Source organism: Chitinophaga ginsengisoli, assembly GCF_003014595.1.
GTDB lineage: Bacteria > Bacteroidota > Bacteroidia > Chitinophagales > Chitinophagaceae > Chitinophaga > Chitinophaga ginsengisoli.
In genome coordinates this window covers 199,811-225,594 of sequence record NZ_PYGK01000007.1, presented here as the reverse complement: position 1 = coordinate 225,594, position 25,784 = coordinate 199,811, and the positions used below count along the sequence as shown (strand labels likewise).

The window sequence follows — 25,784 nt, the reverse complement described above, 5'->3', positions numbered from 1 at the left end:
AAACAAGTGTTCTCAGTTGAATTCGAACCTCCTTTAACCTATTGAAAAAATGCCCCCTCAAATCCAACGATCTGAGGGGGCATTTTTTCGTCGGGCCGGCCCGCTCTGGACATGAAATCCATAAATGTTAACCTGAATTTTTCAACATCCTCCCCTACTGGGTATGGCATAGATCACGTTGCCTGAAACAAATAAATTAAAGCCCTTATGTTCTACAGAAGGAAGTAATAATTTCCATGTTTTTCCTTTGTCTGATGATTTGAAAATGCCGTCAGGGTGAGTACAAAAGAAGTCTTCACCAACCTGGATAATTGAAGTCGTGAAAGCTTGCACATGAGGGCGATCATTCCAGGTCCGCCATATTGAATCAATAACAACTTTGTCCTGAAGGCCGGAATGAATGGACTGCCAGGTTTTACCGCCGTCGTAGGATGTACTTAGCCTCCTGGGATTCGACGCTGAACTAGAAGTGATAGCAGCGAATCCACCTTTGATCCGTTTTACATCGAAAGCCACACCGTCCTCACTGCTCACCGCCGACCAGTTTTCGCCATTATCGGTCGATCTAATTATCCCGCCCGTACTGATCGCCACCAGTACACCATTCGACTCTGCCAAATGCCCTACCAAGCTTCCATTATGGACATGCTTCCAGGTTTTTCCATTGTCATTAGTTTTAAAAAAGCCTCGGTCGATGCCGACGAAAATTGTACCTCCGGCGGTCTCAAAAACGCTGCGTATTCGTGGCTCCTGAAATTTTTCGAACATCGGCGACCATATACTCGTTCCGTTTGTTTTTTTCAAATTTATACCCCAGTAACTGTAGGGAAATATCCAGGAATTACCGCGGACAATGCTGCTATGTTCGTCAGGGAAGTTCCCTTTGGTCCAAAAAGGAGCTGTGGCGTTTGGTGCACTGCGATAGAGCCCGCTTCCAACCCTCAAAAACAACCCTTTCTCATTTGCAAAAAAGCTATTTCCCTTGATATCACCTTCCCTCAAATTTTCGGGCAGCCCTTTGCTGATGTCCTGCCAGGTTTGTCCGCCATCTGTAGATTTAAAAACGATCTTTGCAGTTCCAGCCTTCTCTGTTTTTGGGTCTGAATGGTTATCCGGGACAAGAGAAGATGAGAAAACCGTGAAAAGGAGCAAAAAAGCAAGGATATAAAAATTCATGGCTCTGATTTTTTTTTTGTGAAACAATAAACCAAAGCTATCAGGTCTTAACTAGACCAAAGCTTTTTAGCAGTAAAAAGTTGTAAAAGACACGTAAAACGTTTGTAAAACCAACTAAAACCGGGGGTTAATGGTGTATTTTGCACGCATGAAGCCATTTATTCTATTAGGATCTTCCACCATAATAATTTTCATTTTAATTTCTGCTGTTGCTTCTATCAATAAAAAGGATGAAATTTCTGAGAAGCATTTAGAAGTTGTGTTACGTAATATAGGACATCAGCTTCTGCTCTCAGCTAACGATTCTTCGTCCCGGGTGCTGCCGGTTAAGAAAGTAAACGAGAACACCTACCAGCTTTCCTTTCAGAATGAGTTTAGATTTGTTTCAGATTCTCTCATCAACCTGGTGCAGCGTGAATTTCAAAAAACCGCCCTGGCCACCAATTATATAGTGAACCTGAAGAATTGTCAAAAAAAGGAAACCGTCCTTGCATTTGAAATAAATGGCAAGGCAGGCAATTTAACACCTTGCCGGGGTCGCAGGCTGGCGGTTAGTTGTTATATTATTGAGATTGAACTGTTGAAGGCTAATAACTTTAATTCCATTTGGTTGTTGCTGGTGCTTATTCCTTTGGGTTTTATTGGTTTTTACGTAAAAAATAAGTTCCGGAAAAAAGAAGAGAAAGAATCAATCGTCAATAATAATGATTACATACAATTAGGAAGCTTCCAATTCTACGCAGATAATAATGTGCTGAAAACGGGTGATAAAAGTATTTTGCTATCGGAAAAAGAAACAAAAGCACTGAAAATATTTGCAGAAAATATAAACCAAATCGTAGAAAGGGAAACGCTGATGAAAGAGATTTGGGAAGATAAAGGCATCGTGGTCATCAGCAGAAATGTGGATGTACTGGTGTCTAAATTACGCAAGAGATTAACCGACGATAATGCCATTAAATTTATCAACGTACCAGGCAGGGGTTACAAATTTATTATTGAATAGGGGCCAACGTTGTCCATTTTTTTTGAGTTGCCTGACTTAAATTACGCGATTTCGTGTCAGCCAATTGCAAGACGAAAGAGGTTGATAATCTGTGCATAGCACTTAAATATATGCTGTTAACCGGCCTCCCCTAAAAGAATCAGTATTGATAATGCAGCCTGGTTCTTGAAATCACTATGATAATGGCATATAAAAAAATCTATATATTGATATCCTTATTACTCTATTACTCACCAGGCCAGCTATTGAAATAAATTGTAATTCCGATTTATTCGGTTATATTAGTTAAGTTATGCCACGTTAGCGATTGTTGTTATACCTATTACGAATCCTTTAGGCCCTTATTGCTGTAGCTGATATTCAACATACTTTTTATTCTGCATATTTTTTAACCCTCAATGAATATTCCACTTATGAAGAGCAAATTTATACTCCTCGCATGCCTCATGCTATTACAGACAAGTTTATGGGCGCAACAGGTGATCCTGCAAACGGATACCGCCGGTAACGGTAAGGTGAAATTTATGCGCCTGGACACAAAACAACGCCCTCAACCAGTTGCCAATGCACAGGGTTTTATGAAACAAACCCTGAAGATGTCATTAGACGACAGTCTGCGACTGGATAAGGTGATTACAGATAAAGACCGTGATCATCGCCTCTATCAGCAGTATTATAAGGGGTACAAGGTACCCGCCGGTACCTATGCTGTACATTCACAGAATGGTATCATTGAATCTGCTAATGGCTTCTTTCAGGACATTGGCAAACCGTCAGTGCAGGTGAAAGTGGATGAAAAAACTGCCCTGAAAAAAGCACTTGGTTTTATTCATGCCAGGACTTACGGATGGGAAGATGAATTCACTCAAAAAAGGTATCAGGAAGTCGCTAAAGATCCCAAAGCGACCCTTTACCCTAAAGGAGAACTGGTAATCAGCAGAGATGACAGCATCACTCACTCTTTCCGGCTGGCTTACAAATTTCACATCTATGCGGTAATGCCATTGAGTGATAACAACGTATATGTAGATGCTATCACCGGAAATGTGATTGGAAAGGAGCAACTAATCATGGACGCGAATACCCCCGGATTTGTCACAACGTTGTACAATGGTTGGCAAAGCGTTACCCTCGACTCCTACACCGGAGGTTACCGTCTTAGAGAAACCAGGTCTGTTGGTTCACTCAGTGCACAGATACAGACACTGGACATGCAAAACGGAAGCAACTATTCGGCAGCGGTAGACTTTAGTAATGCAGGTACCGGCTGGACCACCGCCAATGCCGGTCATGATGTCCACTGGGGTACGGAGAAAGTGTTTGACTACTGGGCCTCTGTGAGAGGCCGGAATAGTTATGATAATCTGGGCGCTACATTATTTGGTTATGTACATGCAAATCTGCACGGAATAAACTCCCAGTATCCCGATAATGATAATGCATTCTGGGACCCTACCATGCATAGTATGACTTACGGGGATGGAACTACTCAGTTTAAAGCACTCACCTCCCTCGATGTAATCGCCCATGAAATAGGACATGGTATCTGTCAGTATACCGCCGCTCTTCCAGGTGGTTACAGCGAACAGGGAGCAATGAATGAAGGCCTCAGCGACATATGGGGTGCGGTAATAGAATACTACGCAACACCTTATAAACAAACCTGGCTGATAGGAGATGAAATCATGAAAAACGGACAACCCTGCCTTCGCTCCATGATTGATCCCAATTCATTATCTTATCCCGATACCTACCATGGCACCTACTGGGACTATAATAATGAACCACATAAAAACAGTACCGTACTCAGTCACTGGTTTTATCTTTTAAGTCAGGGCGGCAGTGGCACCAATGACCTTGGGAATAGTTATTCCGTAACAGGTCAGGGAATCTCAATTGCTGCCGATATTATATGGAATGCAGAATCTACTGGTAAACTCCAGTCGCAAAGCCAGTATGCTGACGCACGAACAGCTACCATCAATGCCGCTACCGAGCTATATGGCGCCGGTAGTTGTCAGGTCAAAGCAGTGACCGATGCCTGGTATGCTGTTGGTATAGGTGCCGCACCACCTAATGCGAATCTGGTAATTTCCGGTGTGGCAGCCTTCTGTTCATCTTCCACCTATACAGTAAGCGGTGTACCAGCCGGACAAACAGTTACATGGACTGCCACACCTGCCGGGTACGTTACCCTCAATGCTTCAGGTAATTCCGTAACCTTAACGAAGGCTTCCGCAGGCAATTTTACACTTACCGCCAGTTTGCCGAACTGTATTTTTGCTACAAAAGCTGTAAGTACAGTATCAAAGATGAATCTTACCTCTAGCCAGAGCGGACCATGTAATGGTGCATGGCAGGGCTGGATGGTCAACAGCGCCCCCAATATGCCCCTTAGTAATTATGCCTGGACTTCCACACCTACATCCGGCAGCTCAATTAATATATATAGTAGCAGCTCTTCATCCTCCTATGTGAGTGTATATGGTGGCGGTGGTGTCAATATTACAGCTACGAATGCCTGTGGTGAGGTAGTGCATGATGGTGTAACAGTTTACAGTTCTTGTCCGCGTACCTTGGTTTTTACAGTATCACCTAACCCTGCTGTCAGTACCGTGAATATACAGCCGAAATCGAATACAGACCCAATGGCTCAAAAAACAACAGTGGCTCCGCACATCACTAACATCAGTATTTACGATCAAATGGGGAATTTGTTAAGGAAACAGAAATACGCTAATGTAAGTAATGCTCAGCTTAAGGTAGATGGACTCAGAATAGGCGTTTATTTTTTAGAAATAGATTACGATAAAACTAAAGAAAGACAGCAGCTAATTATTGGTCAGCAATAGTGTCTGAGCTATTGATTGAAGAGCTTCAGGAATATCTTCCTGGATACACCCTTAACATAGAAATGATTCGAAAACATTCTATTACTAGCCAAAGAGGGACTTCCAATTTTAACCTGGAAGTTCCTCTTTGCTTTTCGAGTTTAATTAAAACCCGGGGTCAAACTCTACAATCCATTCAATACCATATTTATCCCTGAACATTCCAGCATAGGTACCCCATGGACTGTCTCCAATGGGCCCTTCCACTTCTCCGCCTGCTGATAATCCGTTAAATATTTTATCTGCTTCTTCACGGCTTTCCGCATTCACGTATATTTTAGAGCGGTTTTCATTTTCGCTTACCCGGCCCAAAAACCCAGGAACATCGTTGGCTATTAACACATTGTTCTTGCCAAGCGGCAAGCCGATGTACATTATCTTATCTGCCTCATCTTCGGCTACCTGAAACTCGGGGCCTGATAAATCTTTAAAACGGGTGACTTTTGTAAACTCGCCGCCAAAAACTGATTTGTAGAAAGTGAACGCTTCTTCGGCATTGCCATTGAAGTTGATCCAGGGATTAATTGCTCTCATAGTTTTTATTTTTGGTTTGTTTATACCTACAATGAATTTAACTCAGGAAACGATCATTAAATCATAGCAGAGTCCCTTAAGTTACGAACTATCCTTATGCCTCCATTATGGAATCAATTAATTCTGTAATTTACTACTGTATTCAAACCAAAAAAATAACTACGTTGCAATATACTCCCTGCGACATATTAAAACCGTTTATAAGGAATTATTCCGTGATTACTATCGACAAGGACATAAAAAATGAAATTTTTTATCCAAGTGGATACGTAGATTTTATTGTCAAAATATCAGATGGTAACGCTGCCACCATTATCCACGGGCTGTACCGGGACACGCCTGCATTTGAATTATTGGGACATCTGACAGTTCCTACCAGACTGAATGCGACGAAGGGTACTACGATACTGATAGCCAGGATGTACCCCTATGCTTGCTCTATATTTTTCCCGAATCCGATCACAGATTTCACTAATTCAGCTACCAATCTTTTAGATGTGTATACAAAAGAGTTGCAGGATCTCTATGAAGTAATAATGAGTAAAATCTCAATTATTCAGCAAATAGATCTGATCGAATCTTTTTTTATTGAGAAATTAAAAAAGCATGAGAAAAAACGGCAAAAGATTCAACAGCTATCTTCGATTTGTCGGCATATACTAACCACTGGTGAAGGCTTTGACCTTAATCAGTTGTCATCTACACTTGGGCTTTCCAAAAGATATATTCAGAAACAATTTTTTGAAATGGTGGGCCTGACGCCAGGTACACTGTATGCATCTTACCGTTTTAACAGAAGTTTACGGCAAATACTTAATACAGACGTATCACTTACCTCGATTGCTTATGAATGCGGTTACTATGATCAGGCCCATTTTATTAAAGAATTTAGAAAGTTCACAGGCACAACGCCGTTTCAAGTCAGGAGTACACTTATTAAAAATGGAGATGGCTTTCAAAAAGCAGTAAATATTGGATTGTAAATCTATTTTGCTACTGGCTTATTACTGCTAAACATATCTCTATGCATTTTCAAGCCAACTGCCGTGTTTTTCCAAATCACAATCACTTTACCTTCATCCAATTTATTTCCGTCAAGATCAGTCATTTCATAAAAGCTTTCTTCAGTAATGAATGTTCTGGCATCACCATACAAATGTTGTATAGTAAATTTAACATGTACTTTAGGACCGTCTTTAAAGAACTTTGCGATATTTTCTTTCCCACAGATAGGGCCGGAATTGGGTGGTAACAGACAGGCATCTTCCGTATATCTGGTCAGGATAGAACCATCATTTTTATTTGCCAGGTCGGCATAGATGGCGTTGCTGGCTTCGATCGTCTTACGGGCTTGCTGCAAAAGATCGCTGTTCGTTTGGGCTTTAGAAATTAGGGATAGTACCATCAGCATCGCCAGGGTGAGGATTTTCTTCATAAATTTATTATTTATAACAAAGGAAGGGCGTTCGCGAAAGTTAAAATTGTAAAAAAGCGCCCAAGGCCATCTCTAATCGATTTTGATCCAAGCTCATTTAAAATCACTTTTTAAAGAGGATAATTTTTTAGAAATCAAACCCACTTGGTTCGAAATTGTTCCAACACTGAATACTAAAAACAGAAAATCCGCTCTGTGAGAACGGATTTTCTGTTTTACAATATTTACTTTGTAGGGCCAAGGGATTGGTCCGTAAACAATTTGATTTGAACACTTAATTGCAAAAAGGATAAAGAGGGCAGAGTTTCAACTTAGCTTTTTTGATAGATTCAATGCTAACTTCATACTCTTCGGTATTGTTGGTTTTAGGCGTCTGTGCACCTTTGATTTCTGTTAACAATGTCCGGTAGCGTTCAAGGATCTTCGCCAGATTTTTATTTGATCCATCCTGCTGGTACGCCTCTGTTGCTTTCTGCGTTAAGACATCAAACGCCTTATTCGCGTTGTCGTTAATAACGACGTTCGCCAATACCTCACGTTTGGCTTCTGCCAGCTTTACATTCAATGAGTCTTTGGATTGTGCTTTGGTTTGCAAGCAGAAAAGCAGCAGGAATCCACATAATAGTTTGTACATCTTCATAAGATTTAGTTAAAAAGGAATTAAATGAGTACTGTGCAAACAGACTAAATAGTAGCGTCTGGTGTTTTACTTTTGCCAGGCATTTAATCCCTAAAGTTGTAAAAATACCAACTACTTGGTAGTTTTACAAACTCCCCTGCCTGATCGGGTCCAAATTTTAGGATTTGGTTAGCGGTGTATTTTCATGCATGCTTCAAGTTAGGTCTAATCTATATGAGGGCTGAACCCTTATCTTTGACTGGAAAACGTATTGTAATGCGGCACAAATCCGGGACAATTCCTGTAAATAAATTCAGTGGCGAGTCTGGCGAAGGTGTTACCATTGAGCGGATCGCCTTTGAGAATTTACCTGATCTTGGCGAATGGCAACAACCTGAGCGCCATGATAGTCATTCCTTCTTTCTGCTTGAAAGAGGGAGCGTGACCATGGAAATTGATTTTAGACAGTATGAGATAAATGCTCCATCCGTCATATATATGCATCCCAATCAGGTACACCGTATTATTGCATTCGAGAACGTTATTGTCAATGCCTGGGCCGTCAACAATGAAAATCTGAATCCGAAATACCTGAATCTGCTGGAAGATATTACACCGGCAGCCCCAATGCCTCTAAAACATGAAACGTTTGTGCTCTTTATAGAAGCTGTATCACTTTGTATCAGATTTACAGAACGGAAAAAGGACCAGCTTTATCATTCCTTGTTAAATGACCACATCAATGCACTTGGCGGATTAGTCATCTCGTCTTACTTAGAGCAACGGACACCGATCGACAAATTATCCAGAGCAGAGCTTGTCACCAAAGCTTTTAGGGAAGCCCTGGACCTTCATTTTACTTCATTTAAGCGGCCAGCCGAATATGCGCAACAGCTTAATTTATCCACCCCTTATCTGAACCAATGCGTTAAAAACATCACCGGTTATTCTGTCTCTTATCATATTCAACAGCGTGTTGTATTGGAGGCTAAACGTTTACTTTATCATTCCGGACAGTCGCTTAAAGAAGTTGCCGCTACATTGGGATATGACGATTACCCTTATTTTTCCAGGCTGTTTACTAAAGTTTCAGGTATGGCCCCTATCGCCTTTCGCAACAAAAACTTCGATTAGTCCAAGGCTTACTCCCTTTAGGTCTATAAGGCCTGACAGGCATGCTGTTCCTTTGCATAAAAAAGGAATAGCGTTAAAATGAAAACATCAGCTCAAAAGAAAGTACTCATTTCCGGTGCAAGTTTCGCCGGGCTCTCCACTGCATACTGGATGAACAGGTTTGGTTACAAAGTAAGTATTGTTGAAATTGCCCCTGGCCTTAAAAAAGGAGGCACACCGGTAAATATTCTCGGCAATACCATTGATATTGTAAAGCGGATGGGACTATACGAAGAGATCCTATCGAACAGACTTCTAATGAAATCTATGGAATTCAGGAATACGGATGACGTTACAGAAAGGATCGATTTTATCCAACAAAACCAGAAGGCTCCAGAATACGAGATAGAACGGGATGTATTGCTGAATATGCTGTATGAAGCGGTCAAAGCTGACGTGGAGTTCATTTATGATGAAAGTATCACTGGCCTGCAGGAAATAGATAACCGTATGTATGTTACCTTTAAAAAGGGATCACCGCAGACCTATGATCTTGTATTTGGCTGTGATGGCATCCATTCGGCTGTTCGGAGATATTGGTTTGGTCCAGAAGCCACCTTTTCTCACTTTCTGCAAACATATTTCTCCATTACAATTGTAAATAAATTACTTGTCCCGGAGTATACGATGCAAATGTACAGTGAACCTGGTAAGACGGTCATGCTCAATGCTTACAACGGGAAAACCGATATATGCCTGGCTTTTTTCGCGGAACAGGAAATTCCTTATGACTATAGGAATGAACAACAACAACGAAATATCATTATCGAACGGTTCAAAGGGACCGGCTGGAGAACTGCTGAATTGTTGGCAGAAGTGCAGCAGTTCGGAAATTTTTACTTTGATAAACTCTGTCAGGTAAAAATGCCGTCATGGACCAAAGGTAGAGTAGCGCTGGTAGGAGATGCAGGCTATTGCGCCTCGCCTGCTGCCGGCAGAGGTGGATCACTGGCTATAGATGGCGCAGCTGCTTTAGCTGATGCATTCCAGGCTTGCAACGGCAATTATGAGTTAGCCTTCAAAGAGTATAACAAGACCTTCCGTCCCTTCATTGAAGAGATACAGGCAGAGGTGGTCAACTTTGGCGTTGAAATGCTAATTCCAAGAACTGAAGAAGCTATTATCAAAAGAAACAGGGACGGATTTGGCTCCTAGCATTGGTACTGTATTAAAAAGGCAAGACCCGCTTTTCATACATCGGGTCTTGCCTTTTTTGCCATTTTACTCAATTTGGTAAGCGCTTCATATCCAAACCCAAATTGGTTCGATAACTGGTTTTTTGCCTACCGCTTACCGAAATGCTTTTTGTCGTTATCTTCATGAAAAGTTTTCAATCAGTATTTGTACCGGCCTGACCGGCTGCTGTTCGGCTACTACGTTGTCAAATGATTTATCATGATAGATTTATCTCACGCTGAGAATCAAATTCACTGTGTCACTAATTTTCAGGACCTAGTTGCTACGCCATTCAAAGGAAAAATGAATGCGATCTGCTGGACGCGCGAACTAACAGGCGATTTTTCTGAGATCGTTAAAAAGGTAAGGCTAAGCGGCAATATAACGGTCATTGAAGAGGAGGAACTGCTTAAACTTCAGCTGAGTGAACAAGGGCAGCTTGCCCGTGAAATCCTTTTAAATGACTTTAAGCTATTGAAAGCTCATGGCGCATCGCCAAACCTTAATGTGATCAAATACTATGACCGGGACGACACCTACCCTTTTTTTCCCACCGATGTGTACTCTTTTCATGTAGATCGCTCTCCTATACCTACCGATACCTTTTTATGCACTTACTATGGTGAGTCAAGTGAAATATTGCCAAATTCACAAGGTGAAAAGAAAGTACTTATTCCAGAAATACGTGATGCACTTAAAAAGCTATATCATGGAGCTGATGATGAAGATTTTGAATCATTTCTAAGTGAAAATTTCTTTGATCTGCACTACCAGGCTAAACCCAACGCCCATCCAATAAGCTTAGGCCTTGGTAATTTATGGCGACTGGCAGTTGATCATCCTGAAAGCCAGGTCCCTCCCTGTCTGCACCGTGCACCAGCCGAAAAACCTGGACAACATAGATTATTAATGATCTGTTGATCATTCCACATAGCAACATAAAATGGCTAAAGCTACGGGAATGCTTTAGCCATTTTCATAGTATGAAGATAAAAAAAGACCTAATAACTATAACTGGCCGGACCAGTATTTGCCGTGGTTAACGGCGTACCGGGCATACCCGGATTTGAGCCACTGGTTGTATTGTTAGTGAATACAGTATTACCAGGATGTGATAAATTAATCAGTGGAGAAACACTCCCTCTGAGCGCATTATTACCAAATGTGCAGCCTTCCGGAGAAACAGTGCCGTCACCACCATGACCTATGATAACACCTCTCGTATTCAGATTGATCCAGATATTGTTGGAAACATTGGCGTTAAACACCTGGGCATGACCAAAACTGGGATTTGTATAACTATCGCCGGCACCCAGCACAAATCCGTAATCTTGTGGATTGTCGATATAATTACCCGTTACAGTGTGGTTCTTCTCATAAATTTTAATTCCGCCAGTACCGGTTTTTCCTTCCTGTAGCATCAGGTTGCCACTAACGGTACAGTTATTACCAGATCTAAGAGAGATCATACCGATGGATGTGCGGATGGTATTATTCCGGATAATATTGTTGGATGATTTATTCTCAATGATTTCGGCATCACCATCGCAGTTCACCAACAGATTTTTCTCAAAAATAGTGTTGGTCTGCTGATAATCACCGGCCAGGCCGATTCCGCCCATTGTAATAGCCGCACTCGCAGCGGTGGTCTGATCATGAAAATAATTGTAATCAATTGTAGTATTTCTGGCGACATTGGGATTATTCGGACCATTGCCATTGGCCCAGTCAGTACGGTCTGAAGGAACTGATATACCTGTACGGTTACCCCTTACAAAAATATAATGACCTTCTATATTGTTAGCGCCAAATTCATTATGATCAATGCGGTTATTGTTGCTGTTACCACTTAACATAATCCAGTCGGTCGTCTTCGAATGACCACTTAATACAATTGTACATCCGGCGAGCCGGCAATCATCAGATGCTTCAAACCAGACAGCCAGCTTGAAGGATTCACCGTCAACTGTTTTACTGGCGCCACTGGTCGTGATTTTAAGCCCTTGAATGGTAACACCGGATATCTGCTGATACCTGATAATACCTGATGTAATGATCGCTTTACCTTTATTAGCGGCCTGTATTGTAATGTTGTTTTTTGTAACAGTAAAGCCACTGTAAGAGCCATCGGCAAGCACAATAATATCACCGTCGGTCGCATTGGACAACGCCGTGTTCAGTGCTGCGGAAGTTGATACATTGATGATACTGGTGACCAGGCTAGTTTTTTGTTCCCTGAGTGCTGGTCCGGCAATGCCTGTATCTGTTTTCTGGCAGGCGGTGATAATAACAGCCAGTAATGAAAAAAGTAACAGCGGGATTTTTCTAACGTAACTATGGGGCTGAAGGGTTATCATAATAATTCATTTTAAGGTTTTAACAATGATCTTTATGATGTCACACTTCCGGAGTTAGGAGGGATTACATAGATGATATAATTATCAGCTTAATAGAATGACACCCTCCTTTATACGAAAGGATGCTGCAGAATTAGTTCCAGTCAACGTGGTTACAGGCCTGTTTATTGAAATTATGCAAACGTTTGAAATTTCATACATACTATTTTATCATTTATGCATATCATTTGGGCCAATGTTTGTCATTTTCAGATAATGGTATCCTACCGAACACCTACCCTTTTTGTATAATCTACCATCAGTTTTTATCAATTCACTATCAGATTAATTCCAATCTTTTCGATACTTTGGTAATCATTACCCTGAATTCCAGTTATTGATTAACGCAACAGACTTCCACGATGAAAAAGGACTCCTGAAAGGATTGTCCGCCGGCGATCAGGCAGCCTTTAAAGCGCTGTATGATAAATACCATCATGCGCTGTACCGTAAGACTTTCCAACTATTGCAATCCGCTTCAGAAACAGAAGATATTATCCAGGAGGCATTTATCACGCTCTGGGAAAAACGTATAGAGATTGATACAGCAAGACCACTAGGCCCCTGGCTTTTTACCATTACATTTAACCGTGCTATTAATCATCTCAAAAAGGAGTTGCGTGAAAAAAGCAAAGCGGCAGCAGCCACCCTGCAACCTGTCGTCGATAACGATTTCCTGGCTGTCGAAAAACAGTGGAAGCTATTGGAAACCGCTATCAGCCAGTTATCCCCGCAAAAGCGACGCGTATTTCAGCTCTGTAAGATGGAAGGCCGTACATATGAAGAAACCTCACAGCTGATGGGTATTTCCAGGTATACCGTAAAGGAATACCTGGGAGAAGCCATGTATACCCTAAGGGAGTATATACGTAAGCATGTGAGTCGTGATACCGCACTAATTCTTTTCCTGCTGATGCATATTCTTTAAAAAAAACGCCTCTTCTCCCCCCCATTTGTTATTACCGGTTGTATATAATATAAATAAAGATACCCTGGCATTGAAAAGCGATCAAGAAAAATTAAAAGAGATCCTGTCGTCTTCTCACCGCAGTGCGGAAGATGAACAATGGCTGCAATCATACCTGGAATCTACAGATGCTGCGGAACTCCGGGGACAGGCAGCAGACATTTTCAGGGAAAACCTGCAACAGGGTACCCGTTTACCACAGGATACGTCCATGCGTATGTGGGATAAGATCCAACAGCGGGTTGACGCGATAGAAACACCCATATTACGCCCTTACCGTAAATACCAGTGGCTCGCGGCAGCAGTGCTTGTCCTGGCAGCGATAGCTTATCCACTGTTTCGGAAACAGTCGCCCAAACCCCTGGCGGTGGTCACACCTATCATAAAGCCTGGTGGCAACAAAGCAGTGCTGACACTGGCTGACGGATCCAAAGTGACATTAACCGACACTGGTAACCAGGTGATTAAGACCGGTAGCATGGCTATTCAGCAAAAGCAGGGAGAGTTGCAATATGAAAACCAGGGCAATGAGGCCAACGCTTTTAATGAGCTGACGACGCCCCCCGGCGCCGTGTTCCAGGTAAGCTTTCCTGATGGCAGTCATGCATGGCTCAACGCAGCCTCCTCTCTTAAATACCCGTTAAAGTTTAAGGACAACCGGACAGTAATACTGAACGGACAGGCATACTTTGAAATTGCACCCAACGCTAAACAACCGTTCATCGTAAAAGTAGGTGAAATGGAAGTACAGGTATTAGGCACCAGCTTTGACATCATGGCCTACAAAGACGAAGAGATAGTAAACACCACGCTGGTAGAAGGAGGGGTAAAAGTATCACAGGGAAGTACTTCCGCCTTACTACACCCGGGACAACAATCAACACTGGATCCCGCCACCGGAAAAATGGAAGTACAAGCTGCCGACCTGGAAAATGTATTGGCCTGGCGTAATGGAAAATTTGAACTGGAAAATACCGGCTTGCCCGCCTTCCTGCGGCAACTGGCCCGATGGTATGACATAGAGATCGCCATTGAGGCGCCGGCAAAGGAAGTAGCCGTTAAGAAGTTTGGGGGCCAGATAGGCAGAGATATGAATCTGCAGGATGTACTGAAAATATTGGAACTGTACGGCATTGAGTGCAAACTTGAAAATAGAAAATTGAGGGTGATATCCGTTCATGCTTAATCAACCAAAATTATTAACAGCCGATGTAAAATCAACTATAACCCGTTACTAAATTCCACTAATCTATGCATTACTACACCAGAGTACCGCGTACAGCGGCACTCAAGACATTGCCATGCCATAGTCGGCGATCGACTGCTGATGGACATGGCCACACAACACGTACAAAGTTATCCAGGATGATGCGCACTATTCTCTTGCTGTTGGCAATGATGAATGTCTATGCAAGCAGCATTGCCCAGAACATCAGTATTAAAGCGAACAATCAGCCATTAAAAACAGTACTGAAAAAAATTGCCCAACAGGCTAACGTATACGTTGTGTATGAAGAAAACGAGCTGGTTAACATTGCACCTGTATCGTTACATATAAAAGAGGCCTCATTAAAACAGGTGCTGGACCTATGCCTTAAAGATCTGCCACTGAGCTATAGTATCGTCGATAAAACCGTGGTGGTAAAGAAGAAAGAACTTATCAAAGACAACCTTTCCGCCGCAACGCTCCAACAGAAAAAGCTGCTCAGGGTGCTGGGACGTGTTCTGGAAGCCAAAGATCCTCCGGGGCCCCTGGTAGGTGCTACCATTAAAGTGAAAGACGCTGCCAAAGGCGTCACCGCAGATGCGGATGGTGTCTTTGAACTACATGTACCCAAAGGCAGTACCCTCGTGATCTCCATGATTGGCTATAAGCCGCAGGAATACATTGTGAACGACGAACAGGCCAACCTGATCATCTCCCTGAGAGAAGATCTTAAAACCCTGGAACAGGTGGTAGTAACTGGCTTCGGCACACAGAAAGTAAAAAATATAGCCAGCTCTGTTAGTATCGTCAATATGGAAAATGTGAAGAACAAACCTGTTGTGCAACTCTCCCAGGCATTGCAGGGTAGCGCTACCGGTATTATGGTGTCCCAAACAACCGGACTTGTAGGTGGCGACCAGGCAGACATCCGGATACGTGGTGTAGGCACACTCCTGAATGCGGCGCCACTCGTGCTCGTGGACGGTGTACCTTTTGATATGAATAACCTGGACCCTAATACTGTTGAAAGTATCACCGTATTGAAAGATGCCGCTTCCGCTTCTATGTATGGTGCCAGGGCCGCCAATGGCGTTATTATCATCACCACCAAACGTGGCGTTGCCGGGGTTCCCAATATTGAATACAACGGATATTACGGTATCCAACGGCCCCAGTACATGCCCGACTTCGTAGACGCTGCCACCTGGATGGAAATGAACAATGAAGCGATGAAAAATTCAGGCGGAAATCCAATCTACAGCGATTCGACCATACTCATGACGCGCAACGGCAGCGATCCCGTTAAATACCCTAATACCAACTGGCCTGATCTGGTATTACGCAAGGCCATCCCCATACAGCAACATTCCATCCTGGTGTCCGGTGGTAATACGGCAGCCCGGTTCTCCCTTTCCATCAACCAGACATGGCAGCAGGGACATGTGAAAAACTCCGATTACAGCCGTACTACGGTACGTGCCAATACAACCGTAGACCTGATGAAGAACTTCTTCATTTATATGGACCTTTTTGCTTCACGTAACGTACAAAATCAGCCGTATGCGACTAACAGATATACTACTGATATCTACAGGCGCATCTACACCGTACCACCAAATATCATTTCTAAATATCCTGCTAGGGGGGAAAATCCTGGATACACATACTATGGCATTTACGGCGAAAGCTGGAATCCGGTAGCCATGCTGGAGAAAGGTGGTACCCTGAGCAAAACACGCGATGAAGCTTTACTCAACATACGCCCGCAATGGAATATACTGCCGGGATTGAGCCTGAAAGGACAGGCCAGCTACCGCGTCGCCTCTGGTCTTGACAAGGCAGATCAGGAATCTTATATCTTCTTTGACTACTATACCAATCGCACTGCCGGTGTCAACTATCCGACGGTTAAAACGGCTACGCTTACAGCCCGGGAAAGCTACCTGTATTTTGGGGGCAACCTGGACTATAACCACGATTTTGGCAAACACAATGTAAACGCGATCGCTGGTTATACACAGGAACTACGTACTTATGATTCATGGAAAGATGTGGCGCTGCGCTCCATATTTGCAAAAGCATTTTACACCTACGATGGTCGTTATCTGCTTGAAGCCGGCTTGCGCCGCGATGGTTCCTCCCTCTTTGGTGATGGTAAAAAATGGGGCATATTCCCTTCTGTTGCTGCCGGCTGGAACATTGACAAGGAAAGCTTTTTCAATGCAAAATTCATTGACGCCTGGAAACTCAGAGGCTCCTGGGGAGTGCTGGGTAATAACAACGTAGATCCATATCTCTATCAGTCAACGATCGACCCGAATAATGGTACAGAAACCGCCATCGGCAACCCTAACCTGAGCTGGGAAAAAGTGAAAGAACTGAATATCGGAACAGACATACATTTCAAAACAGGGATCAGTATCACAGCTGAATGGTACGACAAACTGACTACCGATATGATCATCACACCACAGCCTAACTATACAGGTGGTACCGGTATCGGCTCCGGCAACAACGGAGCGCCGGTTAATATAGGTAGCGTGAGAAACCGCGGACAGGAGATCAAGCTCTCCTATCACAAATCATTTGGCAATGACCTCATCTTTGATGCAGGCGTAGGTTACAGCAGGAACAAAAGCCGGATCGTACGTCTTAACAGCAATGGTCAGCCAATCGTCAGCGGCAATACCATCATGTATGAGGGGGGCGCCTTAAAAGAGTATTATGGTTATGCTACACAGGGACTACTGCAGCAAGCTGATATCGACAATACAAAGATCCTTAAAATGAATGGCCAGGCTGCGGGGGATGTCCACTTTATCAATACCAATGGAGATACCCTCATCAACAATCTCGACCGGGTACCACTGGGTAATACAGAACCTACGGATATCTTCTTCTTCAACCTCGGTCTAAATTTTAAAAATATAGACTTCCAGACTTCATTATCGGGCGAATCCGGCGCTCCCCTGTTTTACAGTGGCAACTTTGCCATACCATTGAATATCGGCGGAGAAAGCGGCACGCCACAAAAGTCACAGTTGGATTACTGGACGCCACAGCACACAGGCGCCTCACGTCCGCGGCTGACACCCACACCAGGTACCAACGCCAACTTCTCCGATTTCTGGCGCGTAAGCGGCAAATACGTACGCGTTCGCTATATACAACTGGGTTATACACTGCCTGTACCTTTATCCAGAAAAATAAGGGCTAAAATGCTGCGCGTGTATTTCAATGCACAAAATGCATTCACCTTCTCGAAAGTAAAAATGTTTGACCCCGAAAGTGGCGGCGATCAGAATACAGTGCCATTACTGAAGACATACACGTTCGGTCTCAACCTTAAATTCTAAAAAACAGACTTATGAAACATACTCATAAAAAAATATTCCCCTATCTGCTGGTGCTGGTCCTGCTTTGGGGCTGTTCCAAAGATTACCTCAACAGGGACAATCCCACAGCTACCACCGATGAAAAATGGTGGAGGCTGGAGTCCGACCTTTTCAATTACCTGGAAGTGATCTACAATAATCAGATGTCGCCCGGTGCTTTGCTCACTTCTTCTTCTTACCAGGCAAACTGCCGCATACATATGAGCGGTATAACAGACGAATCAGTATTCCGGGCCAATTTCGGTAGCTGGAACAGTTATCCGCTGGGAGCAGTTACAGCGACGGATGGTTATCTTTCTGATACTTATCGTCAGAATTATAAAGACATACGTAATGCTTCCCGTATCCTGGAAAACTACTCACGCGTCTACATGGAAAATGCAGTGGTCAAAGAACAACGTGCTGCAGAGGCAAGGGCATTGCGGGCAAGGGCACACCTGAACCTGTTTCTTTTCTTTGGTCCCATACCTATTGTGCGTAAAAGCCTGGATCCCCAGGAAGGCACGGCGGTACCACGTAATACACAGGAAGAAGTCGTAAATTTCATTGCTGCCGAATTAGATTCTGCCGCGGAAATACTACCTGCCTCCTATCCCAGCAGTGATGCTTACCGCATTTCAAAAGGCGCCTGTTATGCCATGCAGGTGCAATTATTCCTCAGCATAAAAAATTATCCGAAGGTGATCGAATACGCCAGGAAGCTGATTAGCCTGGGTGTATATGACCTGCACTACAGTACCACGCCTGGCGTAAACAGTTATGCGCAACTATTCACCTATGATGCATTGGAAAATAAGGAACGTATTCTCTTCCGCCGTACCGGTAACTCCGGTGCCTTTTTCAGACTGGCGCCTAAAAGTCTGTCCGGGCAAGCCTGTAACGGTCCTACCGCCGCTATGGTAAATACTTATGAAACACTGCAAGGCAAGACACTGCAGGAGCTGGGAGCCGACAGTCTGACCTGGTACTGGAAAAATCCCCTGTACAAAAACAACCGGGATCCGAGGCTGGCGGCTAGTGTGCTTTTCCCCGGACAAACATTTGTCAACCGTCTGCTGGACCCTTTCACTGCAGGATCAGTAGACCAGCTCGGAGCAACACAATCTACACAAACTGGTTTCTGGGTAAAGAAATACCTCGACGCCAAAGACGTGTCCCGCAATAATGCCGGTACACTAAACTTTGTGATCACCCGCTATGCTGAAATATTGCTCAGTTATGTAGAAGCACTGGTGGAATCAGACGATTGGCAAAATCCGGATGTGCTGCTGTATCTCAACAAGATCCGCAACAGGGCAGGCATGCCTGAGGTAAATACTGCTGTGTATAATACACAGGCAAAAATGCGCGAATTATACCGCCGGGAAAGAAAAGTAGAGCTGGCATTTGAAGGCACCCGCCTCTTTGATATACGCCGTTGGAAAATAGGTGAAGAAGTGTTGAAAGGACCGGCAATGGGTGCTATCAATCCCAACACCAACCAGCCGGTTATCGTGGAGAACAGAATATTCGATCCGGAACGCGACTACCTCTGGCCTATTCCTTTAGTAGAAATCAATGGTAATCCGGCAATGAAGCAGAATCCGAAATGGTAATAATACCGTACTGAACATATGATATGGATGCCATTATTCTGACCATATTGTTCTGTATGCTACCATTTTGTTAAGACTGATTGCTGGCCTTGTACAAATAACATTTTCCGTTACATTTATGTGTCCATTAAGTCTTGTCTAAAAAATTCAAAAGTGCAAGCCATCACAGAAATAAGGGAAAACACGCAACTATTTGATTATGCCTACTGGAATAACCAGCTTCCATCATTGAGCGACGAATACCAGGGTGCCAGTCCTTATCCGCATATTGTATTAGAGAATTTCCTGAACCCGGACGTATTGGAAGCATGCGGTCAGGAGTTTGATAAATTGAATGAGGATGATGGATGGATCAATTATGTTCATTATAACGAAAACAAGGCTGGGCTGAATAAGCTCGATCTGTTACCGGCGTCCATCAAGCGGACCATTAATGAATTAAACTCTCCGGAATTTCTTAAGTTCCTCAGCACGCTGACCGGCATAAAAGGTCTTATTAAAGATGATCTTCTTGAAGGAGGCGGTATACACCAATCCAAAAAAGATGGCTATCTTAATATCCATGCCGATTTCACGGTACATCCGCACCATCGTCACTGGCAACGGCGCGTAAATGTACTCGTGTACCTCAACAAAGACTGGCCGGAAGAATATGGTGGTAACCTGGAACTGTGGGACACGAAAATGCAGGCTTGCGAGAGGAAAGTATTACCTGTGTTTAATCGCTGTGTTATCTTCAATACAGATGCTGACTCTTACCATGGCCATCCGGTGCCGACTACCTGCCCTGAAGATCGCTACAGAAGATCCATCGCTTTGTATTATTATACCGAAGAAGCCCAGCCTTTCCGCAGAGCTACCCACTATATGGTACGCCCCGGAGAAGAAAAGAAGAAATTCAGGGTGAAGCTGGATAATTTCATGGTGGCCACTTATACAGATATCAAAGGCATGCTTGGCGCAAACGATAAAATTGTGAGTAAAGTGCTGCGGTTCTTTTCCCGTAAAAAGTAAAAAGAATACCGGTTTAAAATAATAATGAAAAAGGCGTTGAGATTTACTTCAACGCCTTTTTCATTATTATTTTAAACCGGACTCCGCGATTATTTAGCCCCTACTTCTCTCTTCAAAAACACAAATCCATTCTTGCGATACAGCTCTTTCAACGAGCTATACTGTTTATAGCTATCTACCCTGTCTACTTTTGTTACAAAATAAACGGGTTTATCAATATCTCCTGTCAGCAACCATGCTTCTCTATAAGAATTCGGATTCGTTGGTTTTTCTTTATGCGTATAAAAGAAAGGTGCATAGCTCCAATAACCTAATGCGGCTACATAACAATCCTCCCCTTGTCTTTGCTCAAAAAATTCAATAGCCGCAGCCTGTGAATATTGTTCCACTTTAGGAACGATGATCGCCGCCGCCAGAAAAATAACAAGGCCTGTTCCCACAAAATAAGTGGTCGCAGCCTTCATGAATGCATGCCTGCGCAACTGCCTTACTCCTACTATAACAATTACCACCATTAAGATGCCCACAATACCTTCCCAACCACTCCAGTGTACATCAGCGGCCATATTTGCCTGCGCAAATGTATCGTGCACATAGGGGATCAGTTGTTTGATATTTAATGCGATCACCGTAACAGCCAGCAATACCAATGCAATGATGCTACCCATTATCGTTGTCAATACGCCTACATATCTCTTGTAGTTCATCTCCTTTCTGTCCCATTTATAAAATGAATAGGCTGCCAGGAAAGTAACCGGGAACCAGGCTAAAGAGGAATAATGAATAATGCGCGATTGTACGATCGTAAATAAAATCGTCACTACCCAGAACAGCAGTAACATCCAGATCTTAAAATCCCTTTCATACCTGCTGTTGTAGCGTGCTTTAAAGAAAGCAGGAATAGCAAAAAGAGAAGCCGGAAAACATCCGATAAGCAGCACCACATAATGATATCCGAAGAAACCTGCCTGCCCCGCATCGTGAGTGGAAAAGAGGCGGTATTGGTACTTTAAAAACTCTGTAATAAACCAGGGCCCGTTCTTGGCTGTTTCATATCCATACCACGACGAGGTAACCAGAAATGCGACTATCAGAAATAGAAGCGCATGCCACCCGTTAAAAAAGAACCTGAACTTATTATAAATAAGATAGACGCCCAGCACCAACAGGAAAACCATCAAAGCTACCTGTCCCTTTGTGAGAATGGCTAATCCCATAAAGATACCCGACCAGACAGCATAATACATCGGCTTTTTATTCAGCCCTTCTTTATCAAATCCATTCTTCTTCCAGTTATACAAAACAAAGTAGTACAGCGACAGAAAGGTAAACAGATTAAACCACGGATCAATAATACCGGATTTGAAATACATATTAGGAAAAAGCGAGCCCCCAAATGCAAGTGCCCAGAGGAGGCCAAACTTTCTATCGTACAATCTCGTACCACAAAGGTACAGCACAACAAGGGTAACGATCCCGCAGATGGCATTAGGAAAACGTGCTGCAAATTCATTGATCCCAAATATCTTCATGGCGATACTTTGCATCCAGAAGAACATCGGCGGTTTCTCCCAGAATGGCTTAAAGTTGACATAGATCCTGCTATAATCGTCCAACTTCAACATCTCCCTGGAACACTCGGCAAAGTTTATCTCATCCCAATCAAACAAATGAACCCACCCCAGGAAAGGAATGAAAAAGAGCGCAGCAAACGCTGCTAATAATAGAATAGTAGATAGCTTGGGTGTGCGCATGTACGTAAATGATTGTATCGAACAAATATATGTTCCAATGCCAGCATTTACAAATTAGCAAATCATTAAATCTGTTACATCCCTACCGTGCAATGGGTACGCAGATATAACTATCATTCTGCCAGTGTATCTGCAAAGGAGCGCCAGCGTCTGCTATTGTCTCCCGGCTAACATCCTTTCCTGTACCGTAATTGATCTCAGCAAATGGATTCTTATCAACATCCAGCATCACCAGTAAACGGCTGCCCTTACTAAGCTGGCGGCTCACCAGTCTGGTTTCTGTAAAAGGAATATCTTCTACCCTACCCGGCTGCAACAACTGCCGGTGTGTAGGGTCTTTTGCATAGCTCGCACATCCTAAGAAATAGGACAACTCAAAATACTGCCCATCAGGTGTCACCTCATACAAAGTAACGCCTATATGCATGTCCTTTTTATTGATCACCGACCTGAGCTTCCCATAAAAAGCACCATTCACGGTTACAGGCGCATCAAACGGCTCGCTGATATAATACAAGCCAGTCTGTCGCCGAAGCTGCTTGCGGATGATCGGGTCAGGATAGTAGTCATTATTAAAACTTCCTCTGTCCGCCAGATCTACGGTCTGTAACAAAGATTCCCGGCGCACGGGCTTCTTATTCACCAGCTGATGATTGTCAGATAAATAAAATGTCAATGTCGTATCACTCATTTCCTCCAGCGAGGGTGCATGTCTCCATTTATTGGCACCCATCACTTCATAGTTGACTTTGTCTTTCAGTATAGCAGGTTTAAGACCTCCCCGCAATATATAATCGAGCCATTGGAACGTGATTTCCCGCGTATCTATCAGCGCAACAGTATCTACTGTATAATCGCGCAGCACGGCCTTCCCGCCCGTCTGTGTGCTAAAATGATCATATGGCCCGATGATCAGGTAATGCACTGCATGCTTATTGTATTTAAGATGCTCGCGCATATACCGCAGACCCGATATTTGTCCATCATCATAATAGCCCTCTATCGTCAGCACAGGAATATTGATCCGGGCAAAGTCTTCTTTATAAGGCACCATTGCCTGCCAGTATGCATCATAAGCAGGATGTTGCAGCCAACGTTGCAGCAATGGATTAGGCTCACCGTCAATGCTATCGATACTACGATAAGCTGCACCTGTCGCGAACCAGGTATTGCGCATTCTTTGCCACCGCTGCCAATCATTATTAACCGCCGTATCCAGATACTTATTATGGGTCACATAGAACGCCCACTGATAATTAGCATTCAGGAAAACATTATTCTCCATCGGCAAACCCTGTCCTGGTATTGCTGCCACATAAGGCACGATCGTCTTCAATGCAGGATGTAAATGCTTCGTAGCTGCCCATTGTGCAAAACCGGTATAACTACCGCCATACATCCCTACGCTCCCATTGCACCATCGCTGTTTACTGATCCAGTCTATCACCACGTTTACATCCCTGGCCTCATGTTCATAAGGAGCAACGGCATCCGGACTCAGACGTTTGCCCCTTGCCTCTGCCGTTACGCTGACATAACCTCGCTCTGCAACCAGCTTTGCCTCTTTCAGGTATCGCGCAGGGTTACTATAAATAGTAAAATATAACACGGCAGGTAGTGGCTCCTTCACATCTTTCTTTCTGACCACCATCACCGATAATGTTGCACCATCTGGTGTTCTAAGCAGGATGCTATCCTGAATTAAATACTGTGCCCATGCCGCATGACTGAGCAACAGCCATGGCAGTACCAGCCGAAAAATTCTTTTCATATTTGTTGTTGATTAGAAGCGGCCGCTGTTCCTGAATTTGACAGATTGCCTGTCAGACAGCTCCAGCTGCTCGCCGGTGTGAAGTGTGATCTTTATCCTGCCATTCACCGGCGGATAAACGTGTTGTATATAATCGGTGTTGACCAGTTGTGTACGGTTGATCCGGAAGAGCCCAAACTTTTCTTCCAGTTGGCTGAGGGAATGTTTCATCAATACTTTCTTATCTTCAAAATACAGGCAGACGTAATTGCCCGCAGACTCAATCAAACGCAATTTCCCAACCTCAATGAAATAGCATTTATTCCCATCTCTGATAAAGACACGCCGGTCTGCCACCTTTATCTTATTCAACGCCTTCTCAATCGCTCTGGTAAAACGCTCTTCACGAACAGGCTTCATCAGGTAATCCAATGCGTTGAGGTCAAAAGCCTGCACGGCATAGGTATCGTAGGCCGTCATAAAAATAACCTCCGGCACCTCGCTCAATGATTCCAGCAGATCAAAGCCTGATGCACCCGGCATACGGATATCTAAAAAGATCAGATCCGGCCGATGCAGTTCTATTTGTACTTTGGCTGCTGCCGCATCCTTTGCCTCTCCCACCACCTCCAGCTCCGTATAAGGCGCCAGCAACCTTTTCATTTCATTGCGCGCTGCACGCTCATCATCGATAATGATCACACGGATCCTATTCATACACAAGGAATTAAAAGGGTGGCTAAAATGATTCCATTGCTATGCTCATTGATAGCAAAAACACCCTGCCCCGGATACTGTAACTGCATCCTTTCCCGTAGGTTCTTCAAGCCCAGTCCTGTTGAAGACTTTCCTGTATCCAACTTTCCGGGATTCTGCACCCGGACAGCAATACACTCTCCCTTTCTGCTTATTTCTATCACAATCGTTCCTCCCCCATGTTTGATCGCGTTCTCTACCAATGTCTGAATACATAACCTTGGCACCTGTTGATCCAACAAAGTTTCATCTATAGACAACTGTGCCTCCAAACGTTCTTCCAGTCTCAGTTTCTCCAACTCCAGGTAGTCTTTCACCAGGTCCATTTCTTCCCCTAATGTCACCAGCATCTTATCCCTGCCATAGAGTGATGACCGCAACAAATCTGCCAGCAAATCCACGGCACGCCTTGCAGCCATGGGGTTTTCAATGATCAATGACTTGATATTATTAAGGGAATTAAAAAAGAAATGCGGATTTAACTGCGCAGATAAACTGTTAAGCTGCGCTTCTTTAGAGATCACTTCCAAACGCGCGTTCTCCTTTGCAATGGTGATCTCCCGCTGTGCGTAATGATATAAATGATATGCCAATACCCAGATCGTCATCAACCGCAACCCTGCCATTAAAACAGCCAGCCAGTTCTCTTCAAAGAATACCGGGAAAGGGGGTACAAATCCCGTCACCCACTCCCGTAACAGATAGATCTTACCGATAGTGGTGATCATAAAAAGAACTCCCAACAGCAGATCCGCGGGAATAATCCTTGGCAACAATTGTCGCAATGACAAACGGTGCCATCCCTGCCGTAGCACCATATTACGGTAAGTATGCGTCAGTAAAATATACAACACGACATCCGATATAAAGTATAATATCCCCAGCGACCACAGAAACCCTTGTCCCCGCCATCCGGTGTACGCCCAGTATAACGAAGCTG

20 protein-coding genes are annotated in these 25,784 nt (G+C 43.7%); 11 read left to right on the top strand and 9 right to left on the bottom strand.

Going from position 1 to position 25,784, the window contains the following annotated elements; translation table 11 throughout:
• Nucleotides 1-141: 141 nt before the first annotated feature.
• Nucleotides 142-1,176, bottom strand: coding sequence for a sialidase family protein (locus CLV42_RS18635; protein ID WP_106603437.1), 1,035 nt, complete (start codon nucleotides 1,174-1,176; stop codon nucleotides 142-144).
• Nucleotides 1,177-1,324: 148 nt separating this feature from the next.
• Here CLV42_RS18635 and CLV42_RS18630 point away from each other — a divergent pair, with 148 nt between their 5' ends.
• Together CLV42_RS18630 and CLV42_RS18625 are read left to right on the top strand one after the other, a co-directional pair.
• Complete coding sequence (locus CLV42_RS18630) at nucleotides 1,325-2,182, top strand: winged helix-turn-helix domain-containing protein (RefSeq protein ID WP_170117562.1); 858 nt, start codon at nucleotides 1,325-1,327, stop codon at nucleotides 2,180-2,182.
• Nucleotides 2,183-2,595: 413 nt separating this feature from the next.
• Nucleotides 2,596-5,034, top strand: a complete 2,439-nt coding sequence (locus tag CLV42_RS18625) for a M4 family metallopeptidase (protein WP_170117561.1) — start codon at nucleotides 2,596-2,598, stop codon at nucleotides 5,032-5,034.
• A 144-nt stretch (nucleotides 5,035-5,178) separates the two neighbouring features.
• On the opposite strand, the gene CLV42_RS18620 is transcribed toward CLV42_RS18625, so the two are convergent.
• A complete protein-coding gene (locus CLV42_RS18620) occupies nucleotides 5,179-5,607 on the bottom strand; it encodes a VOC family protein (RefSeq protein ID WP_106603434.1) in 429 nt (142 codons plus the stop codon).
• Between the two features lie 107 nt (nucleotides 5,608-5,714).
• On the opposite strand from CLV42_RS18620, the gene CLV42_RS18615 reads away from it, so the two are divergent.
• Nucleotides 5,715-6,590, top strand: a complete 876-nt coding sequence (locus CLV42_RS18615) for a helix-turn-helix domain-containing protein (protein WP_106603433.1) — start codon at nucleotides 5,715-5,717, stop codon at nucleotides 6,588-6,590.
• A 2-nt stretch (nucleotides 6,591-6,592) separates the two neighbouring features.
• On the opposite strand, the gene CLV42_RS18610 is transcribed toward CLV42_RS18615, so the two are convergent.
• Both CLV42_RS18610 and CLV42_RS18605 read right to left on the bottom strand, forming a co-directional pair.
• Nucleotides 6,593-7,042: a YybH family protein gene (locus tag CLV42_RS18610; protein ID WP_211303484.1), complete on the bottom strand. Its 450-nt coding sequence runs from the start codon at nucleotides 7,040-7,042 to the stop codon at nucleotides 6,593-6,595.
• Nucleotides 7,043-7,316: 274 nt separating this feature from the next.
• On the bottom strand, nucleotides 7,317-7,676 hold the full coding sequence (locus tag CLV42_RS18605) for a hypothetical protein (protein ID WP_106603432.1): 360 nt from the start codon (nucleotides 7,674-7,676) through the stop codon (nucleotides 7,317-7,319).
• A gap of 219 nt (nucleotides 7,677-7,895) precedes the next feature.
• Here CLV42_RS18605 and CLV42_RS18600 point away from each other — a divergent pair, with 219 nt between their 5' ends.
• From CLV42_RS18600 to CLV42_RS18590, 3 genes are all read left to right on the top strand, one after another.
• Nucleotides 7,896-8,795: a helix-turn-helix domain-containing protein gene (locus CLV42_RS18600; RefSeq protein WP_245901687.1), complete on the top strand. Its 900-nt coding sequence runs from the start codon at nucleotides 7,896-7,898 to the stop codon at nucleotides 8,793-8,795.
• A 78-nt stretch (nucleotides 8,796-8,873) separates the two neighbouring features.
• Nucleotides 8,874-9,989, top strand: a complete 1,116-nt coding sequence (locus CLV42_RS18595; RefSeq protein ID WP_106603430.1) for an FAD-dependent monooxygenase — start codon at nucleotides 8,874-8,876, stop codon at nucleotides 9,987-9,989.
• Nucleotides 9,990-10,229: 240 nt separating this feature from the next.
• Nucleotides 10,230-10,931: a hypothetical protein gene (locus CLV42_RS18590; protein ID WP_106603429.1), complete on the top strand. Its 702-nt coding sequence runs from the start codon at nucleotides 10,230-10,232 to the stop codon at nucleotides 10,929-10,931.
• Between the two features lie 80 nt (nucleotides 10,932-11,011).
• Here the strand turns inward: CLV42_RS18590 and CLV42_RS18585 are convergent, their stop codons facing one another.
• Complete coding sequence (locus tag CLV42_RS18585) at nucleotides 11,012-12,367, bottom strand: polysaccharide lyase 6 family protein (RefSeq protein WP_106603428.1); 1,356 nt, start codon at nucleotides 12,365-12,367, stop codon at nucleotides 11,012-11,014.
• Between the two features lie 376 nt (nucleotides 12,368-12,743).
• Between CLV42_RS18585 and CLV42_RS18580 the strand changes: the two genes are divergently transcribed.
• The 5 genes from CLV42_RS18580 (at nucleotide 12,744) to CLV42_RS18560 (ending at nucleotide 20,584) form a co-directional block, all read left to right on the top strand.
• Nucleotides 12,744-13,334, top strand: coding sequence for an RNA polymerase sigma factor (locus tag CLV42_RS18580; protein WP_106603427.1), 591 nt, complete (start codon nucleotides 12,744-12,746; stop codon nucleotides 13,332-13,334).
• Nucleotides 13,335-13,404: 70 nt separating this feature from the next.
• A complete protein-coding gene (locus CLV42_RS18575) occupies nucleotides 13,405-14,559 on the top strand; it encodes a FecR family protein (RefSeq protein WP_146154420.1) in 1,155 nt (384 codons plus the stop codon).
• Nucleotides 14,560-14,738: 179 nt separating this feature from the next.
• On the top strand, nucleotides 14,739-17,936 hold the full coding sequence (locus CLV42_RS18570; protein WP_211303483.1) for a SusC/RagA family TonB-linked outer membrane protein: 3,198 nt from the start codon (nucleotides 14,739-14,741) through the stop codon (nucleotides 17,934-17,936).
• A gap of 11 nt (nucleotides 17,937-17,947) precedes the next feature.
• Nucleotides 17,948-19,570 (top strand): RagB/SusD family nutrient uptake outer membrane protein, encoded by a 1,623-nt coding sequence (locus CLV42_RS18565; RefSeq protein ID WP_106603424.1) that lies wholly within the window; start codon nucleotides 17,948-17,950, stop codon nucleotides 19,568-19,570.
• Between the two features lie 153 nt (nucleotides 19,571-19,723).
• Entirely contained in the window at nucleotides 19,724-20,584 is an 861-nt protein-coding gene (locus CLV42_RS18560; RefSeq protein WP_245901686.1) for a 2OG-Fe(II) oxygenase, read from the top strand.
• A gap of 89 nt (nucleotides 20,585-20,673) precedes the next feature.
• Here the strand turns inward: CLV42_RS18560 and CLV42_RS18555 are convergent, their stop codons facing one another.
• The 4 genes from CLV42_RS18555 to CLV42_RS18540 all read right to left on the bottom strand — a co-directional run bounded on the left by CLV42_RS18555 (nucleotide 20,674) and on the right by CLV42_RS18540 (nucleotide 25,698).
• The gene (locus tag CLV42_RS18555; RefSeq protein WP_106603423.1) at nucleotides 20,674-22,338 is read right to left on the bottom strand and encodes an ArnT family glycosyltransferase; all 1,665 of its coding nucleotides are present in this window, start codon (nucleotides 22,336-22,338) and stop codon (nucleotides 20,674-20,676) included.
• Between the two features lie 82 nt (nucleotides 22,339-22,420).
• Entirely contained in the window at nucleotides 22,421-24,109 is a 1,689-nt protein-coding gene (locus CLV42_RS18550) for a CocE/NonD family hydrolase (protein ID WP_106603422.1), read from the bottom strand.
• Nucleotides 24,110-24,121: 12 nt separating this feature from the next.
• A complete protein-coding gene (locus CLV42_RS18545; RefSeq protein WP_106603421.1) occupies nucleotides 24,122-24,805 on the bottom strand; it encodes a LytR/AlgR family response regulator transcription factor in 684 nt (227 codons plus the stop codon).
• Entirely contained in the window at nucleotides 24,802-25,698 is an 897-nt protein-coding gene (locus tag CLV42_RS18540) for a sensor histidine kinase (protein ID WP_211303482.1), read from the bottom strand. The genes CLV42_RS18545 and CLV42_RS18540 overlap by 4 nt, the downstream gene beginning before the upstream one ends.
• Nucleotides 25,699-25,784: the final 86 nt, after the last annotated feature.

Excerpts from the sequence above, each read along its gene's own strand:
- CLV42_RS18635 (WP_106603437.1), bottom strand. The coding sequence starts at position 1,176 with ATGAATTTTTATATCCTTGCTTTTTTGCTCCTTTTCACGGTTTTCTCA.
- CLV42_RS18630 (WP_170117562.1), top strand. The coding sequence starts at position 1,325 with ATGAAGCCATTTATTCTATTAGGATCTTCCACCATAATAATTTTCATT.
- CLV42_RS18625 (WP_170117561.1), top strand. The coding sequence starts at position 2,596 with ATGAAGAGCAAATTTATACTCCTCGCATGCCTCATGCTATTACAGACA.
- CLV42_RS18620 (WP_106603434.1), bottom strand. The coding sequence starts at position 5,607 with ATGAGAGCAATTAATCCCTGGATCAACTTCAATGGCAATGCCGAAGAA.
- CLV42_RS18615 (WP_106603433.1), top strand. The coding sequence starts at position 5,715 with ATGGAATCAATTAATTCTGTAATTTACTACTGTATTCAAACCAAAAAA.
- CLV42_RS18610 (WP_211303484.1), bottom strand. The coding sequence starts at position 7,042 with ATGAAGAAAATCCTCACCCTGGCGATGCTGATGGTACTATCCCTAATT.
- CLV42_RS18605 (WP_106603432.1), bottom strand. The coding sequence starts at position 7,676 with ATGTACAAACTATTATGTGGATTCCTGCTGCTTTTCTGCTTGCAAACC.
- CLV42_RS18600 (WP_245901687.1), top strand. The coding sequence starts at position 7,896 with ATGAGGGCTGAACCCTTATCTTTGACTGGAAAACGTATTGTAATGCGG.
- CLV42_RS18595 (WP_106603430.1), top strand. The coding sequence starts at position 8,874 with ATGAAAACATCAGCTCAAAAGAAAGTACTCATTTCCGGTGCAAGTTTC.
- CLV42_RS18590 (WP_106603429.1), top strand. The coding sequence starts at position 10,230 with ATGATAGATTTATCTCACGCTGAGAATCAAATTCACTGTGTCACTAAT.
- CLV42_RS18585 (WP_106603428.1), bottom strand. The coding sequence starts at position 12,367 with ATGATAACCCTTCAGCCCCATAGTTACGTTAGAAAAATCCCGCTGTTA.
- CLV42_RS18570 (WP_211303483.1), top strand. The coding sequence starts at position 14,739 with ATGATGCGCACTATTCTCTTGCTGTTGGCAATGATGAATGTCTATGCA.
- CLV42_RS18565 (WP_106603424.1), top strand. The coding sequence starts at position 17,948 with ATGAAACATACTCATAAAAAAATATTCCCCTATCTGCTGGTGCTGGTC.
- CLV42_RS18555 (WP_106603423.1), bottom strand. The coding sequence starts at position 22,338 with ATGCGCACACCCAAGCTATCTACTATTCTATTATTAGCAGCGTTTGCT.
- CLV42_RS18550 (WP_106603422.1), bottom strand. The coding sequence starts at position 24,109 with ATGAAAAGAATTTTTCGGCTGGTACTGCCATGGCTGTTGCTCAGTCAT.
- CLV42_RS18545 (WP_106603421.1), bottom strand. The coding sequence starts at position 24,805 with ATGAATAGGATCCGTGTGATCATTATCGATGATGAGCGTGCAGCGCGC.